Genomic DNA, 15,606 nt, shown 5'->3' on the forward strand with positions numbered 1-15,606 from the left:
CTTCGTTGCCCCTTCTTTGTCAAATGTGAAAATAGGTATTCAGTTTCCTATGTGGAACGACACCCCTAAAAAAATCCGTGCCAAGAATTTGCAAAAAAAAATTCTCATCATTACAATGTAAACAAATCTGTGAAAAGGTAAATTCATCTCTCATTTGAAGGAGGATATATGCGAAAAGTATCGCTTCTTTTCATTGCGGGACTCTTGTTTGTCGGTTGTGCTTCCAAAGGAAGCCAGAAGATCGTCGTGGCTACCGATGCCACATGGCCCCCGATGGAATTTGTGGATGAGAACAAGAACATCGTCGGCTTTGACATTGATCTCATCAAGGCCATTGCCGAAAAGGCCGGCTTTGAAGTAGAAATCCGCAATACCGCCTGGGATGGTATCTTTGCCGGGCTTGCTAACGGTTCCTACGATGCGGTGATCTCTTCCGTCACCATTACCGAAGAACGCAAACAGCAGATGGATTTCTCAGAACCTTACATCAATGCCGGTCAGGTGATTGTGGTCAAGAAGGGAACCCAGGGGACGAAACTGAGTGATTTCGAAGGGCGAAAAATGGGTGGTCAGATTGGCACAACAGGGGTGATGGAAATCCAAAAAAATCCCAAAATTACCCTCAAGACCTATGATGAAATTGGCCTTGCCATTGAGGACCTCTATCTTGGCAGAATTGATGGGGTCGTCGTTGATACCCCCACCGCCGCCAGTTTTGTGCTTCAGAACCCAAAATACAAAGATGTTCTCACCATTGTTGGAGAACCCTTTACCGAAGAGTATTATGGCATTGCCGTCCGCAAGGGCAACAAGAAAGTCCTTGACCTCATCAACAAAGGCCTTGCTGAGGTCAAAAAAGCCGGTATTGACAAGGAGCTTGAGAAAAAATGGCTTCGCTAAGGGATCGTATCTCTGATGCTATTCTCATTCCGGGCGAATCCTCACTTCAGAGGATCGCCTGGAATGTAGCTTTCTGGGGGGCTCTTGCCACTCTTGTTCTTCTTCCCCTTGTGAAACCCACTCCCTACCGGGAGATCATTGCCTTTTTTCCTGATGGACTGTGGGTTACCTTTCAGGTGACGCTTCTTTCTATTGTTTTTGCGCTTCTTTTAGGCATCCTCACCGTGCTTGCCCGCATGTCCCGTTTTCCTCTCTTCAATCTCATGGCCTCTCTTTATACAGAGGTCATTCGGGGAATCCCCCTTTTAGTACAGATTTTCTATATCTATTATGTGGTGGCCCGTCTTATTCAGTTGCCTCCCATTGTGTCAGCGGTAATGGGAATGGCCATCTGTTATGGGGCCTATATCGCAGAAATTCTCCGTGGGGGCATACAATCCATCCCCAAAGGACAGATGGAAGCCGCCATTGCCTTGGGACTTTCCAGATGGCAGGCTATCCGCCTTGTGGTTCTTCCCCAGACCCTCAAGGTGGTTCTTCCCCCTATTGGGAATGAGTGTATCGCTCTTTTGAAGGACTCTTCCCTCGTGTCTATCATTGCGGTTATTGACATCTTCCGCCGGGCACGAGAATACGCCTCGGTGAAATATTTCTACTTTGAAAGCTATACGATGGTGGCTTTAGTGTATCTTGTTCTTACCCTTTTCTTTTCCCGTCTTGTGAATATCCTTGAAAAGAGGCTCCATCATGGCCGATAGAATCCGTATCCGAAACGTATCCAAATCCTTTGGGCATTTTCAGGCTCTGACCAATGTCTCCCTTACCGTCAAAGAAGGGGAAGTGGTGATGATTATTGGCCCTTCCGGAAGTGGCAAATCTACCCTTCTCCGCTGTGTGAATCGTCTTGAGACGGTGGATAGTGGTGAAATATGGATAGACAACGATGAGGTGACCAACCCAAAGGTCGATATCAGAAAAATTCGTGAAGAAGCCGGGATGGTTTTTCAATCCTTCAATCTGTTTCCTCACCTCACCGCTTTGGAGAACATTACCCTTGCTCCCATTCATGTGCTGAAAGAAAACAAAGCCTCGGCTGAAGCACGAGCCTATGCCCTTCTTGAACGGGTAGGGCTCAAAGACAAAGCCAAAAGTTACCCTTCGCAGCTTTCCGGTGGCCAACAACAACGGGTGGCCATTGCCCGGGCTCTTGCCATGAAGCCAAAGGTCATGCTCTTCGATGAACCCACCTCAGCCCTTGATCCAGAAATGGTGGGAGAGGTGCTCCTCGTCATCAGGGACCTCGCCAACGAAGGAATGACCATGATGATCGTCACCCATGAAATGGGATTTGCCAGAGAAGTAGGAGATCGCGTGGTTTTCATGGACGAAGGAAAAATCATCGAAGAAAACGAACCCGATCAGCTCTTTGATAACCCAAAGCAAAAACGGACTCAGGACTTTCTCAGCAAAGTCCTGTAAGGAGGAGATATGCCCAAGATGAAAATCAGTGGTCAAACCCAGGGGCGCCTTGTTTTTGCCTATGATATTCGAGAAGGACACATCAACTACCAAACCCTTCTTCCTGCTCTCAATAAACTCCTTGCCAAAATGGGCTACACCCAAGAAGCCACCCCTCAGGACCTCGAGGAAATCATCGGCGAAATCCTCTATCAAACCAATGAAAGGGTCTTTATGAACCTTGAACAGCTTTTTACCGAGGGGAAATTTACCCACTCTAACATCGAAGAGATCCTCATAGAGGCTATCAAAACGGTGATGAAAGAAAAAGAATAAGAGAGAAAGGGGGAAGACCATGAGAGCAAAGGCTTTCTTCGTCTTTTTTTTGTGCCTTTTTTCATGGCAGTGGGGATTTTTGAGTCGTGTTTCCTTCAAACAGCTTTCTCCCAAACTCCAGTATCTTGTGACGGAACTGGAACAGCCAAGAAATAGAAATAACCAGATTTTTCTTTTAGATTTTATCATTCAGAGTAGCGATCCCCTCAAAAATGAGGTTCTCAAGGATATTGTCATGTACGATATCAGAGGGGCAGATGTTTACGGAAACTCCCGTCTTTTTTCCGTAGAAACCCGCATCCATGCCCTCACCAATATTCAATACACCACAAATGATGGGTATATGATATGGTACATCCTGAAATTTGACAAAAGCTATGAGGTCAGAAAATGGGCAGCCCGCATGGCAAGACACATCAAAGAAGATAACTTTATCAAAGGCTTGTCGTACCTTATCAATTATGACTACTACATTGAAAATTTCCGCTACGATGATCCCAAAATGCAAAAAGTAGATGAGGTTGTCCTTGAGATGGTCAAAAGCCTCGGAGAATGTGGTTGTCCAAAGGCTGTTCCCATCCTCCTGCAGATAGTGCATATTCAGAACCATCTCCCTCAAACGATTGAGGCCGCCTGGGTCTCCCTTGAAAAAATACCCTTTCCCAACCCGGCTTATCCCTATTTCATCCTCTCTCTCAAAGACAGCCTCAAAAACAAACCAGAACAGGTCCCGGCCTCACAGAAGGATCAGGTGGATAGGGTTGTTCAAACCCTCACCGAATTCATCACCAACAACTTTGAGAGAAATGTCTTCACTCAAGAAGACCTTGATATGGCAAGAGGAGACAGAAAAGACGCTGAACAAAAGTCCCGAACCTATCCAGGGAAATAAGAGTGAATCCCTTGACACTCTTTCTCCCTTGTCTTATACTATAGACAGGGTTTTTCCCTCTGGCCACTTTTTCCACAGGAGGCGCCTATGGTTGAGCGCTTTGGTATCCAGAATCATTCTCTTTGTCCTTCGCCAGAAGGGAATATCTACTATTACTACAATGTGGATAGCGAAGAAAAAGAATTCATTGAAAAGACTTTCGATATCGATGAGCACTCCTTAGCTTCAGCCCTTGACGTAGATGAGGTAGCACGATTTGAGTTTGAGGAAAACGAGTACACCATCATCTGGAAGTCTCCAACCCCCCTCATTTTAGCCGATATCTCTTCTCTCAATATTATGTCCATTGGTTTCTTTGTGAGAAAAGGCAATCTCATCATCATCTCTAACAAAAAACTCCTAAACCTGCCGGGAAAACCACCTCTTCATATGGAAACCCTTACGGATGTCATCTTCTTTTTTCAATACCATATTATCCGCAATTTTACCGAGCATCTCAAGATCATCAAACTCATGTCCAGAGAGATCCAGGAAAAGATCAATACCTCCATGCAGAACGAATACCTTCTCCAGATGTTTCATCTCAGTGAAATCCTTACCTTCTATCTTGAAGCCCTCAATGGAAACCAGAAATCCCTCACCAAGTTTCAGAACTACCTCTTCGTCAAGGCCATCCCCTGTGATGAAGACTTCCTTGGGGACCTCCTCATCGAAACAGAACAGGCCGCAAAACAAGCAGAAATCTACTCTGAGGTGTTCGCTTCTCTCATGGATGCCAGAGCCAGCATCATCAACAACAACATGAACGTTCTCATCAAAAATCTTACGATTATCAACATCATCTTTCTTCCCCTGAATCTTATTGCCAGTATTGGGGGGATGTCAGAATACTCCGTCATGACACAGGGTATACCCTGGCCCATCTCGTATGGCCTTTTCTGTTTAGCGATGGTCCTTATCGGATGGCTTACCTACAGGTTTATCACCCGCTTAGAAGAAAAGCAGAAAAAATAACCCCTTCCCTCTTTCTTCTTCTCTCTGAGCCCCTTCCATCACCCCACCACAAGCCCTACGAACCATCGAGCCACAAACGCCAGTACCCACGCCACCACAAGTCCGTAAAAAATGGCAAACAAAGTCCATTTCCAGGACCTGCTTTCTGCCCGAAGGGTAGCCACAGTGGCTGCACAGGGAATATACAAAAGCACAAAGACCATATACGAAACCATGGTGGGTAAACTCATCATGCGGGGTAAAAGAACCGAAAGCCCTTCCTCTCCACCCCCATATAGGACCCCAAGAGTAGAAATAACAATTTCCTTGGCAAAAAAGCCGTTAACTAAAGCCACCGTCATCTTCCAGTCAAAACCCAAAGGGGAAAATATCCAGGCAAGAGATTTTCCTATGAGACCAATAAGCGAATCGGCCGAACCTACTTCCACTCCCCAGGGAAGCACCGACAAAACCCAGAGCACAAGAGAAAAAACAAGAAGAATACTCCCCGCCCGAACAAGGTATTCCTTACTTCTCAGCCAGGTATTACTCCAGAGATTGAGTGGGGCAGGCATTCTGTAAACAGGTAATTCCATAATAAGCCCCTCAGAATGTTCCTTGAGAAGGGTTTTATTCAACCACCAGGCCGTCGCTATAGCCACCCCTATCCCTATCAGGTACAAAAGAAGCACCATGATCCATCCCTCTTTGCCAAAAAAGGCCGCCGCAAAAAGGGTAAAAACCGGCATACGTGCCGAACAGGAAAAAAATGGGATCATCATCATCGTTTTGAGTTTATCCCCCTTGTTATCCAACATACGGGTGGACATGAGAGCCGGCACCGAACAACCAAAACCCAACACAAGTGGGACAAAAGACTTCCCATGAAGCCCCAAATTGTGCATAAACCTATCCACAAGAAAGGTCCCTCGTGCCATGTAGCCCGAGTCTTCAAGAAAAGAAAGCAAGAAAAACATAACCACAATATAGGGAAAAAGCACCAGGACATTCCCCACACCCCCAATAAGCCCATCGGAAACTAAAGAAGCCAGCCAGGGCACAGGTATACGCGAACTCAGGGTAGCAAGAGACGCAAAACCTTCTTCTATATAACCTGAAAGCCACGCCCCAATCTGAAAGGTGGTATAAAAAATCCCTCCCATCACACTCAAAAATATCACCATCCCAACAAAGGGCTGGAGAAAAAGGGTATCAAGAAAGGCTGTAAGCCTTCTCTTCGCCTGAAGAGAGATAAGCTTTCTCTTCACCACCTCCCGGGAAATTCCCATACAGAGAGACAGAATCCATTCTGTCATCACACTTCCCAAATCCCTCTTTGCCCTGCTAGCCAGTTCCTCTCGAATCTGAAAAATCTTTTTTCTGATCTCTTCACTCTGCGTCTCTTCCGCCCCACTCTCAAGAAAACTATACGCCTTCCAGAAAGAAAAGCCCATACCACTCGAAGCAAACACCTCGGCTATCTTTTCTATAGCCATGGCCACCTCATCCTGGCCTAACTTAAGAGAAACAGAGATTTCCTTATCTAAAACACTCAGAATCACCTCTTTGAGCCTTGCTATATCCTCTCCCTTGAGAGCAGAGATCCCCACCACAGGCACCCCCAAGAGTTCCGAAAGCCTCGTCAAATCAAGAGAAAGCCCCTCCTTTTCCGCTTCATCCATCATATTGACCACGAGAACCATGGGCACCCTCATCAGGGCCAACTGAACGGTGAGATAAAGATTTGCCTCAAGATGTGTAGCATCCAATACATGAAGAAAAAGGGTGTCTTGTGCCCCTAACACAAAAGCCTTGGCTACCTCTTCTTCTTCACTGAGACTGGAGAAACTATAAATACCGGGTAGATCAATCACAGGCAGTGGGGTTCCCCCTACCAGGGCGACTCCCTCTTTTCTCTCCACGGTAACACCAGGCCAATTCCCTACATGCTGATTAGAACCCGTGAGTCGATTGAAAATCAGGGTTTTTCCGCAATTGGGTTGACCGATCAAGGCCAGCTGTTTATAGCGAAAATCCCTCATCACCTCTACCTGAATTCGAGAAGCAAGCCCCCTCCCCACCGCCACCTGTCTTCCCTGAATAGCTATCAAAACAGGACCCCTGCCATTTCGAATAACCACTCCCTCCTGAATAGACGTGAGTCCCAATTCCTGAAGTCGATGAAACCCCCTTCCCTCCCCGAGTATCTGCTTCACCCGAAATCGTTTTCCCTCTAAAACTCTATCAAGCGTCTCGGTCATGTTTTCCTCCCTGTTGTTTTGACAAAAACCCCTCTATCACCATCATGGTCTCATCACTCACAATATGTTCCATCTGACACGCATCTTTTTCGGCCGTTTCTGAAGACACCCCAAGTGCCACCAGAAAATCCCTCAAGAGATAATGCCGTCGAAAAACCCGAGAAGCCGTTTTTTCACCACTTTCTGTGAGACGAATATACCCATACCTTTCCTGTTCAATCAGACCCTGCTGACTGAGTTGCCTGAGTGCCTGAATAACCGACGGCTTAGAAACACCCAGTCTCTCTGCTATTTCCTTCACCCTCGCAAAACCATGACTTTCCACCAAAAGGTAAATGGCCTCAATATAATCCTCAAGACTTCCTGTCATTATCCACCCTCAAAGTTAGTTTACACTAATATTATAAATATAGACAAACTTTTTGTCAAGAAAAAGGTTTCTCTGGAAATTGATTTTTTCTCTCCTTTCTCCTATAATATCCCAAAAGGAAGAAAGGGGACATCATGGCTCTTTTTCATGTTCTCGAGGCACAACAATTCACAAGAGAGATACTTGAGGATCTTTTTGTGAGGGCTTCCAAACTTGAAAAAGCCCCAAAACCCACCCTTCTTCAAAATAAAATCATGATCACCCTTTTCTATGAACCATCCACCCGCACCCGTCTTTCCTTTGAAACAGCCATGATTCGGTTGGGTGGAAATGTGGTCTCAACAGAAAATGCTGCTCAATTCTCTTCTGCTGCCAAGGGAGAAACCCTTGAAGATACCATCCGCGTGGTCTCAGGATATGGAGACGTTATCGTTATCCGGCACTTTGAAGAGGGCGCCGCTTTTCGGGCAAGTCAGGTCTCTCCCATTCCTGTGATCAACGCCGGAGATGGAACAGGACAACATCCTACTCAGGCTCTTCTCGACCTCTACACCATCCAGAAGGAATTGGGCCATATCGATGGGGTTTCTGTGGCCATGGTGGGAGACCTTGCCAATGGAAGAACCGTTCGCTCTCTCTCGTATCTTCTCTCCTTCTACAAGAATATCCGGCTCTTCTTTGTTTCTCCCCCCAATGTCCGCATGCGAGACGATATCAAAGCCTACCTGACCAGCCAAAACATTCCCTTCACCGAATCAGAAAGCCTTGAGGAAGTGGCCCCTCAGGTAGATGTGATCTATCAGACTCGTATCCAGAGAGAACGGTTTGCCAACATCGTAGAATACGAAAAAACACGGGGCATCTATATCATCACCGAAGAAATCCTCTCCCGTATGAAGTCTCATGCCATTATTATGCACCCCCTTCCCCGTGTTGATGAAATCTCCTATGAAGTGGATAACGACCACCGGGCTGCTTACTTTCGCCAGGCACACAATGGGCTCTATATCCGTATGGCGTTACTTGAAAAAATTCTTGTAGGATAGTTTCTATGGTATCAGTCAAGAATCGCCTCTGGATCATGCCCACCAACCCCAAACAAAAGCTTCAGGAGATCAAGGCCTGTCTTCCTTTCCCCGTGATGGATCTTCTCCTGAAAACCCTGATCAATCGGGGGTATCAAACTACGGAACAAATCCTTGGCTACTTAAAACCACATTTTCTTCAGCTCCCATCCCCCTTTCTCTTCAAGGATATGGAAAAAGCGGTCAAAAGAATTCTTGGGGCCATCAAAGAAGGAGAAAACATCCTTATCTTTGGAGATAAAGACGTCGATGGTGTGACCGCGACCAGTATCCTTCACAAGACCCTGTCCAGACTCAAAGCCAACGTGGCTTTTCGTGTCCCAGAAGGAGATGATAAATATGGCCTTTCCACCGATATTATTCAGTGGGCAGCCTCTGAAGGATTTGATCTGATCATTACGGTGGATTGTGGAATCACTGCTATCGATGAGGTCAAGCTCGCCTCAAAATTGGGACTTGACGTCATTATTACGGATCACCATGAACCACGGCAGCAACTCCCCGAGGCCCTTGCTCTCATCAATCCCAAAATACCTGAAAGTGGGTATCCCTTTCCCCTTCTGAGTGGTGCCAGCGTGGCCATGAACCTTGCCTGGGCTCTTCTTGAAGCCCATTTTCTCCATGAATACCATGACCAGGAACTCATCTTTTGCGACATTGAAACCACAGGGCTCAATCCCTCACGTGATGATATTATCGAAATAGGGGCAGTCAAGGTCAAAAATGGCGTTGTGATAGACCGCTTTCAATGTTTTTTCAAGACAGAGAAGCCTCTCCCAAAAGAGATCTCTCAACTCACGGGAATTACCCCTGAAATGCTCGAGAGAGACGGAATTCCCCCAAAAGAAGCCCTGGAAAAATTCTTGTCCTTCACCGCCAATAAGAAAATCATTGGCCATAATATTGCCGATTTTGACATGCGTTTTCTCCAGCAGGCCATCAGAAAACACATCGGGAAACACTTTTCTCCCCCCATTGAAGATACCCTTCGACTCTCCAAGATACTTTTTCCCAAGATCAAAGACCACAAACTCTCTACCGTGGCTGAAGAATTAGGCATCTATGTGAATCCCTCTGAACTTCATCGTGCCTCGGCCGACGCAGAACTCTGTGCTCGCGTCTATAGGTCCATGATCCTTCAAAGAAATCACCCCCTCATTCAATCCCTTCAGGACATCATGAGCTTAGCGGCCATTGGAACCATAGCCGATATTATGCCCCTGGTGAACGAAAACCGCACCATCGTAAAAAATGGCCTTGAGTTTATCAAGTACTCCTCCATTGGCCTCATCAAGCTCATCCAGTCCCAACAAATTCCCATCCAGAAGGTGAGTGTCAAGGATATAGGCTGGGGCATAGCCCCCATGCTCAATTCCCCGGGACGAGTAGGACAGGCAAGCATCAGTGTCGAACTTCTCCTCTCCTCAAAAATCCATGAGGTTGATGAACTCCTCAGCCATATCGTAAACAAGGACAACGAACGTCGTCAACAATTTGACAACAACCTCAAAAACATTGAAAAAAAACTCACCGCAGAGATCCTTGATGAAACCGTGATCATTCTTGAAAGTAATGAAATTTCCAAAAATTCTACAGGGCTTCTCTCCAACAAGCTCTCTCTCCAGTACCAGAAACCCGTTGTGGTCATTGCGGTCCAGGAAAAAGAAGCCATTGGATCCGTCCGAAGCGCCGTCAATTTCAATGTGATCGAAATGCTTGAACACTGTAGCGATCTTCTCTCTCAGTTTGGTGGACACAAGGCAGCCGGCGGCTTCACAATAGCCAATGAAAAGCTTCCCATCTTCAAAGAACGTGTCCTGGAATACTACGAAAAATCTCAACAAGATGCTACCCCAGATCAAATTGTCATAGACCTTGAGATAGACCGACTCTCAGACATCACCCTTGAAAACCTTCGCTATCTTGAAACCATGATGGAACCCATCGGTACAGGAAACGAACTCCCCCGTCTCTTTATCTCCAAAGTGAAACTCGCCAATGCCTACTTTTTCGGAAAACAAAAAGACCACTTTCAGTGTTTTGTTGTCAAAGGGGAGACCAGTCTTCCTGCGGTGGGATGGGCTTTCAAGGAAACCCTCACCAATTTTGGTTTTGAGAAGTTTGCCGATCAGTGGTTTGATATCGTGGCTGTTCCTGAAATCAATCGCTACAACTCAACAGAGCAGGTACGCCTCAATTTGGTGGATATAGCCCTTCATCCCTACGAAAGGGGATAACCATGCAGATAAAACGGGAAATCCTCGATGCTTCCATCTTCCTTGTTGATGATTCACCTACCAGCCTGCACCTCTTTGAGAAAATTCTCAAAGACGCCGGATTTTCCCATATCACCTCCTTTCAACAGGAAAGCCAGGCCCTGGTGGCCATGCTCACTAAACCCCCCGACCTCGTTCTTCTTGACATGATCCTTCATCAAACAACCGCCGTGGATATTCTCAAAACACTCAAAAATAATATCAAAACAAGAAATCTTCCCGTAATTGTTCTCTCTCATTCCTCAGACGAAAATCTCATTCTTCAGTGCCTTCAGCAGGGGGCGGAAGACTTTATCCCCAAGGAAAGTAATCCCCTTGAGGTTTTAGTCCGAATCAACAACATCCTCACAAGAAACTACTACATGAAAAGCCTTTTTGAAAAAAATCGTCGCCTTGAAGAAGATATCCGATTTGCAGCCCATGTTCAGGAAAAATTTCAAAAGATGACCAACCTCCACATGAAACATCACCATGTTGAGGTTATATGGCATCCCTACAATATCGCCAGCGGAGACTTTTACTTTGCCACCAGTTTTCCCCACGAAAAAACCTTCTTCTTTCTGTTGGATGTTTCCGGTCATGGCGTTGGAGCAGCCCTTGTGGGGTTTCATCTCAACTTTCTCACCCAGCAATGGATAGCCACCAGGTCTTTAGCCTCCGCTGAACATCTTCAAAGGTATGTGGAATGGATCAACGGGGAAATGGAAAAAGAATATGGGGCTATGGGAATCTTTCTCTCAGGGATCTTTGGTCTCTGTGATGAGGAATCAGAAACCATTCATCTCATCTCCGCGGGTTCTCCTCCCCCCATTGTTCAAACAGAGACCTTTGCCACAGTAGAACTCAAAAATTCTGTGGCTATTGGGGTGGTTTCTCCGGCGATTTTTCATCTCAATAGCTTCAGCACCAAGTCCTGGAAAAGACTTCTCTTCTTTACCGACGGCATCTATGAAATTCAATCTCCATCGAAAGAGATGCTTTCTATCTCCGGTTTTCTGCAGATTCTCACATCCCTGGAAAAAGATGGAAAATTTTCCTTGGCCAATCTGTATAATCGCATTGCCAAAGAGTACGCCTACCACTTTGAGGATGATGTCACTATCTTTATGCTGGAGAAAATCCTATGATCTCCTCGTTTACCTGGAAGGGCAATAGTCACTACCCTCTTCTCTTAGAACGTATTCTCACCCAATCTCAGGGAAGACTTCTCATCGTGAGTGGAGAACCAGGAACCGGAAAAACCTCTCTTGTGCTTTCGACTCTTGCCAAACTTTATGGGGAAGACTTTCTCCTCTCTCCCTCTTTTCAATTTTTTCGACCTGATGACTACGATATGAAACTCTCCTATTATCTCTCCCATCCTACCCCTCTTCAAACCTCTCACCTCCAGCTCTGGGGTATTCAATTTCTTGCCCACCTTTCCCAGCTTATGCTTCTCAAGGAAATCAAAACCTCCCACCTCTCATACAAAAAACACTCTCACAGCCTTGATGAATTTCGAACCCTCATTCATACTCTGTTGAGGCAACAAAGTTTTGCAAAAACCCTTCTTGAAGACGAAGAATTCAAAAAACATATTCTTTCCCTTGCTGAGGAAATCACAAAGAAAAAAAGTATTCCTATCGCTTTTATTCAGGAGGTTATCCATTTTCACCAGTATACAAGTGATGCCCCCCGTCTCACCTTCATTGGTGGCTGGGAAATGGCCACTCTTGAAGCCCAGAATGCTGCTCTGAAACTCTTTGAAGAAATGCCACTTCATAGCCGGATCATCCTCCAAACCAATGCCATCGAAAATGTTCTCCCCACCATTGTCTCTCGAAGCCTCGTGATTTCCTTGCCCACTCTCTCCCCACACCTTGTCGAAGAGATTTTGGGGACCCCCTCTTCCTTTTCAAGTTGTACCCTCCATATGAGAGAATCTCTTTTCAAGGAACACTCAAAAGCTTCTCTGTTGGCAAAATTTTTTCTTGACGACCTTGGCTTTCGTGTCCAGTATGGGGATGATCTTTTTGATTTTGTCCAACAGACTTCTTCAAGTCCATGGATAACCCAATTTTTCTTGGATAGTCTTCTTGAAGAGCTAAGACTTCGCTGGCTCCATCACCAGAAAAGTATTCGTGGGAAAAAGGAGCCCACTACAGAAGCAGGAAAATTTCTCACCTACAGTTCAGAAGTCGCTGAATGGAGAAGAGAAATCCTCTCTCTCAAAATCTCTCTCAAAAAGAGTACGCTTCAACCTTCCTATCTTCTCACCGATCTTCTCATCAAAATGGCTCGATGGATGCAGAAGAGAAAAATAAGTTAACCTTTGTATGTTTTCACAAACTCTTCTACTGCTTTTTGAATCTCGTCTCTCACCTGTCTGGTAAAGGCTCGCTTTTCCTCGTCGGTGCCCTGAAAGGAAGAAGGATCCCGAAAACCCCAGTGAAGCCTTTCCACTTTTCCAGGAAAAATAGGACAACGCTCGGCGGCCTCAGGATCGCAGACGGTTATCACATAATCATAGGTCTTTCCAGCCTTATAGAGATCAAAAACGGATTTTGTCTTATTCTGGGAAAGATCATACCCAATCTCCGCCATAATTTCCACAACAAAAGGATTCAGCTTTCCTGGTTCAAGCCCGGCACTCTCTGCTTCAAAAAATTCCTTTCCTATCCGATTCAAAAAAGCCTCTGCCATCTGACTTCGCGCCGAATTGTGAATACACACAAAAAGCACCCGTTTCTTTGCCATACATCCTCCAAAATTATACTGTTTTAGTATGTTTATTATACATAGAAAGAAGAAAAAAAGCAAAAAAAGACCTTTGCACGAATGTGCGAAGGTCTCAAAAAAGTAGTAAAAAAACAAAAAATAGTATAAAAATGTTCCTTAACGTAATAAATAAAACTATTCCTTTGAACAAAAAAAGACAAATAAGCCCTTGGAAATAGAAAAAGCGGGGAAAAAGGGCGTAGCCCCTGACCCAAATAGGGTAAGAAAACACCCGTGCAAGGGTCTCAAAAAGTAGACCCACTCCCTTTCAAAAAAAGAAAGGCTACGGCACAAACCTACCATAGCCTTCCTGTTGTTTTTTTCTGCCCTTCTATCCCCTGGCAATCTCTGTTCCTATTCCTGCATCGGTAAGAAGCTCAAGAAGGATCGAATGTTCAATCCTTCCGTCAATGATATGCACCTTTTCCACCCCACTTTTTACCGCTTTCAAGGCGGAATCTATCTTGGGAATCATACCCTCGCTGATGCGTCCTTCTTTTTTTAGCCTTGCAATGGTTTTCTCATCAACCGTAGAAAGGAAGGTCTTCTCATCCTTGATGTCCTCATAGATACCCTTGACATCCGTCATATAGATCAGTTTGTACGCCCGAAGGGCAATGGCTATCTCACCTGCCGCCACATCAGCATTAATGTTATAGGTTGTTCCATCTTCTCCAACACCAACCGGAGAAATAACCGGCACATATCCCCCAGAAAGAAGGGTTTCTATGACCTCCGGGTGAATAGAAACAATCTCGCCTACAAGACCTATATCCTTTGGACCTTTTCTTTTTGCCACAATCAGTCGATTGTCTTTTCCCGAAAGTCCTACCGCCTTTATCCCATGGGCATTGACGGCGGCCACCAGTTCCTTGTTGATAAGCCCACTCAAGACCATCTCTGTGACCATCATGGTCTCTTCATCCGTGTATCGATATCCATCAACAAACTTTGGCTCCATTCCCAAACGCTTCATCATCTCAGAAATGGCTGGTCCCCCACCATGCACAATCACTACATTGATCCCCACCAATTTCAGAAGGGCAATATCCTGCATCACCAGTTCTTTGAGTTTTGGGGACTCCATGGCATTGCCACCATATTTGATGACTACCGTTTTTCCGGAGAACTCCCGAATATAAGGGAGTGCCTCCATAATGATTCTTGCTTTTTCGATGTATCTTTCCATATCCCTCTCCTAAAGAGAAAAATGTCCCTGACGAACTGAATTGCACCCTATGGAAAAAGCCACAGGAAGGGTCGCTATATGACAAGGAAGGATCTTGACAAACACATCCATCACCGTTTCCCCAAACCCCAATCCCTGAAAACCAATAGGAAGGGAATTGATTTTTTGCTTCAAAGAATGCGCTATCTCATTGGCCGTGGCATCAGAAGAACGGTATCCCAATGGTTTTAGGAGCATCTGCTTGGAAGCACTGAGAGCCTTTTCCAAAGTCCCCCCAATTCCCACACCTAAAAGATAAGGAGGACAGCCCTTGGAGCCGATGGACTTCATCTCTTCCACAATCCATTCCTCTATCTTTGGCAAACCATCCGTAGGAAGAAAAAGCCGACTTCTTGTGGTATTTTCCGATCCCCCTCCCTTTATGAGAATCACCCCTTCTAATCTTTCCTCTTCTGTCCATTCCGTGGTAAGAAAAACAGGGGTATTATCACCTGTATTTTCTCTGGTGAGAGGATGGGCAAGCGACGCCCGAAGATGATGCTTCTTATAAAACGAGCGCACTACCTCCTCAATCGTAGCCTGAAGGGGAAAATCAAGACAAACCCTTCCATGATAGAGATAAACTTGAACATATCCCGTATCCTGACAAAGCGCCCTCTTTTCTTGATGGGCAAGAAAAGCATTCTCCTGATAAACGGAAACAATCTCTTTGGCTCCAGAAGGCACTTCATCTTTTATTCTTTCAAAATAAGCGAAGACGTCCGGCCTTAAGGAAAAATGCGCCGTATGGAGAGCCTCCTCCATACGGCGAACAAAATCCTTTTTTCGTATTTTTTTCACTTTGAACACCCCTCACACTTTCCCTCTGCCTTTCCCTCCGAAGAAGAACTCTTCTTGTAGTCAGTTACGTAGAAACCACTCCCCTTGAAAATAATACCCATTCCTCCACCAATTTTTCGCTTTACCTTTCCCCCACAGGAAGGACAGTTCTCAAGAGGAGCCTCACTCATCATCTGAAAAGCCTCAAATTCGTGAGAACAGTCAAGACACACATAATCGTAGTGTGGCATGGAAACCTCCTTTATCTCT

The 15,606-nt window shown here is 45.6% G+C and carries 16 protein-coding genes; 10 read left to right on the forward strand and 6 right to left on the reverse strand.

Translation table 11 applies throughout. The annotated features are described in order from the left end of the window. Positions 1-168: 168 nt before the first annotated feature. The 6 genes from BREVNS_RS04850 (at position 169) to BREVNS_RS04875 (ending at position 4,600) form a co-directional block, all read left to right on the forward strand. Positions 169-900 carry a basic amino acid ABC transporter substrate-binding protein gene (locus tag BREVNS_RS04850; RefSeq protein WP_483427922.1) on the forward strand — a complete coding sequence of 244 codons (732 nt, stop codon included), beginning with the start codon at positions 169-171 and terminating at the stop codon, positions 898-900. After that, positions 888-1,658: an amino acid ABC transporter permease gene (locus BREVNS_RS04855; protein WP_483427923.1), complete on the forward strand. Its 771-nt coding sequence runs from the start codon at positions 888-890 to the stop codon at positions 1,656-1,658. The genes BREVNS_RS04850 and BREVNS_RS04855 overlap by 13 nt, the downstream gene beginning before the upstream one ends. Further along, the gene (locus BREVNS_RS04860; RefSeq protein WP_483427924.1) at positions 1,648-2,379 is read left to right on the forward strand and encodes an amino acid ABC transporter ATP-binding protein; all 732 of its coding nucleotides are present in this window, start codon (positions 1,648-1,650) and stop codon (positions 2,377-2,379) included. The genes BREVNS_RS04855 and BREVNS_RS04860 overlap by 11 nt, the downstream gene beginning before the upstream one ends. A gap of 9 nt (positions 2,380-2,388) precedes the next feature. Continuing rightward, complete coding sequence (locus tag BREVNS_RS04865) at positions 2,389-2,694, forward strand: hypothetical protein (protein ID WP_483427925.1); 306 nt, start codon at positions 2,389-2,391, stop codon at positions 2,692-2,694. Between the two features lie 19 nt (positions 2,695-2,713). After that, positions 2,714-3,586 (forward strand): hypothetical protein, encoded by an 873-nt coding sequence (locus tag BREVNS_RS04870; protein WP_483427926.1) that lies wholly within the window; start codon positions 2,714-2,716, stop codon positions 3,584-3,586. 87 nt (positions 3,587-3,673) lie between these two features. After that, positions 3,674-4,600, forward strand: coding sequence for a magnesium transporter CorA family protein (locus BREVNS_RS04875; RefSeq protein ID WP_483427927.1), 927 nt, complete (start codon positions 3,674-3,676; stop codon positions 4,598-4,600). 38 nt (positions 4,601-4,638) lie between these two features. On the opposite strand, the gene feoB is transcribed toward BREVNS_RS04875, so the two are convergent. Continuing rightward, on the reverse strand, positions 4,639-6,840 hold the full coding sequence (feoB, locus tag BREVNS_RS04880; RefSeq protein ID WP_483427928.1) for a ferrous iron transport protein B: 2,202 nt from the start codon (positions 6,838-6,840) through the stop codon (positions 4,639-4,641). Next, positions 6,824-7,210 carry a metal-dependent transcriptional regulator gene (locus BREVNS_RS04885; RefSeq protein WP_483427929.1) on the reverse strand — a complete coding sequence of 129 codons (387 nt, stop codon included), beginning with the start codon at positions 7,208-7,210 and terminating at the stop codon, positions 6,824-6,826. The genes feoB and BREVNS_RS04885 overlap by 17 nt, the downstream gene beginning before the upstream one ends. 134 nt (positions 7,211-7,344) lie before the next feature. On the opposite strand from BREVNS_RS04885, the gene pyrB reads away from it, so the two are divergent. Genes pyrB through BREVNS_RS04905 form a run of 4 tightly spaced genes read left to right on the forward strand, consistent with a single transcriptional unit; the run spans position 7,345 to position 12,879 of the window. Then, positions 7,345-8,256, forward strand: a complete 912-nt coding sequence (pyrB, locus tag BREVNS_RS04890) for an aspartate carbamoyltransferase (RefSeq protein ID WP_483427930.1) — start codon at positions 7,345-7,347, stop codon at positions 8,254-8,256. Positions 8,257-8,261: 5 nt separating this feature from the next. After that, positions 8,262-10,532 carry a single-stranded-DNA-specific exonuclease RecJ gene (recJ, locus tag BREVNS_RS04895; RefSeq protein ID WP_483427931.1) on the forward strand — a complete coding sequence of 757 codons (2,271 nt, stop codon included), beginning with the start codon at positions 8,262-8,264 and terminating at the stop codon, positions 10,530-10,532. Positions 10,533-10,534: 2 nt separating this feature from the next. After that, entirely contained in the window at positions 10,535-11,698 is a 1,164-nt protein-coding gene (locus BREVNS_RS04900; RefSeq protein WP_483427932.1) for a PP2C family protein-serine/threonine phosphatase, read from the forward strand. Then, entirely contained in the window at positions 11,695-12,879 is a 1,185-nt protein-coding gene (locus BREVNS_RS04905; protein ID WP_483427933.1) for a hypothetical protein, read from the forward strand. The genes BREVNS_RS04900 and BREVNS_RS04905 overlap by 4 nt, the downstream gene beginning before the upstream one ends. Here BREVNS_RS04905 and BREVNS_RS04910 read toward each other — a convergent pair. The 4 genes from BREVNS_RS04910 to BREVNS_RS04925 all read right to left on the reverse strand — a co-directional run bounded on the left by BREVNS_RS04910 (position 12,876) and on the right by BREVNS_RS04925 (position 15,587). Beyond that, positions 12,876-13,307, reverse strand: coding sequence for an arsenate reductase ArsC (locus tag BREVNS_RS04910; protein ID WP_483427934.1), 432 nt, complete (start codon positions 13,305-13,307; stop codon positions 12,876-12,878). The genes BREVNS_RS04905 and BREVNS_RS04910 overlap by 4 nt on opposite strands. 352 nt (positions 13,308-13,659) lie before the next feature. Further along, positions 13,660-14,517: an acetylglutamate kinase gene (gene argB / locus BREVNS_RS04915; protein WP_483427935.1), complete on the reverse strand. Its 858-nt coding sequence runs from the start codon at positions 14,515-14,517 to the stop codon at positions 13,660-13,662. A 9-nt stretch (positions 14,518-14,526) separates the two neighbouring features. Continuing rightward, a complete protein-coding gene (locus tag BREVNS_RS04920) occupies positions 14,527-15,357 on the reverse strand; it encodes a fumarate hydratase (RefSeq protein WP_483427936.1) in 831 nt (276 codons plus the stop codon). After that, positions 15,354-15,587 carry an FmdB family zinc ribbon protein gene (locus tag BREVNS_RS04925; RefSeq protein ID WP_483427937.1) on the reverse strand — a complete coding sequence of 78 codons (234 nt, stop codon included), beginning with the start codon at positions 15,585-15,587 and terminating at the stop codon, positions 15,354-15,356. The genes BREVNS_RS04920 and BREVNS_RS04925 overlap by 4 nt, the downstream gene beginning before the upstream one ends. Between the last annotated feature and the right edge of the window lie 19 nt (positions 15,588-15,606).

Origin of the sequence: Longinema margulisiae (assembly GCF_025266855.1) — a bacterium.
Taxonomy (GTDB): domain Bacteria; phylum Spirochaetota; class Brevinematia; order Brevinematales; family Thermospiraceae; genus Thermospira.

What these genes read in the sequence shown, in the direction of transcription:
- BREVNS_RS04885 (WP_483427929.1), bottom strand. Translation starts at nt 7,210, where the DNA reads ATGACAGGAAGTCTTGAGGATTATATTGAGGCCATTTACCTTTTGGTG.
- BREVNS_RS04910 (WP_483427934.1), bottom strand. Translation starts at nt 13,307, where the DNA reads ATGGCAAAGAAACGGGTGCTTTTTGTGTGTATTCACAATTCGGCGCGA.
- BREVNS_RS04900 (WP_483427932.1), top strand. Translation starts at nt 10,535, where the DNA reads ATGCAGATAAAACGGGAAATCCTCGATGCTTCCATCTTCCTTGTTGAT.
- recJ (WP_483427931.1), top strand. Translation starts at nt 8,262, where the DNA reads ATGGTATCAGTCAAGAATCGCCTCTGGATCATGCCCACCAACCCCAAA.
- BREVNS_RS04925 (WP_483427937.1), bottom strand. Translation starts at nt 15,587, where the DNA reads ATGCCACACTACGATTATGTGTGTCTTGACTGTTCTCACGAATTTGAG.
- BREVNS_RS04860 (WP_483427924.1), top strand. Translation starts at nt 1,648, where the DNA reads ATGGCCGATAGAATCCGTATCCGAAACGTATCCAAATCCTTTGGGCAT.
- pyrB (WP_483427930.1), top strand. Translation starts at nt 7,345, where the DNA reads ATGGCTCTTTTTCATGTTCTCGAGGCACAACAATTCACAAGAGAGATA.
- BREVNS_RS04850 (WP_483427922.1), top strand. Translation starts at nt 169, where the DNA reads ATGCGAAAAGTATCGCTTCTTTTCATTGCGGGACTCTTGTTTGTCGGT.
- feoB (WP_483427928.1), bottom strand. Translation starts at nt 6,840, where the DNA reads ATGACCGAGACGCTTGATAGAGTTTTAGAGGGAAAACGATTTCGGGTG.
- BREVNS_RS04905 (WP_483427933.1), top strand. Translation starts at nt 11,695, where the DNA reads ATGATCTCCTCGTTTACCTGGAAGGGCAATAGTCACTACCCTCTTCTC.
- BREVNS_RS04855 (WP_483427923.1), top strand. Translation starts at nt 888, where the DNA reads ATGGCTTCGCTAAGGGATCGTATCTCTGATGCTATTCTCATTCCGGGC.
- BREVNS_RS04875 (WP_483427927.1), top strand. Translation starts at nt 3,674, where the DNA reads ATGGTTGAGCGCTTTGGTATCCAGAATCATTCTCTTTGTCCTTCGCCA.
- BREVNS_RS04865 (WP_483427925.1), top strand. Translation starts at nt 2,389, where the DNA reads ATGCCCAAGATGAAAATCAGTGGTCAAACCCAGGGGCGCCTTGTTTTT.
- argB (WP_483427935.1), bottom strand. Translation starts at nt 14,517, where the DNA reads ATGGAAAGATACATCGAAAAAGCAAGAATCATTATGGAGGCACTCCCT.
- BREVNS_RS04870 (WP_483427926.1), top strand. Translation starts at nt 2,714, where the DNA reads ATGAGAGCAAAGGCTTTCTTCGTCTTTTTTTTGTGCCTTTTTTCATGG.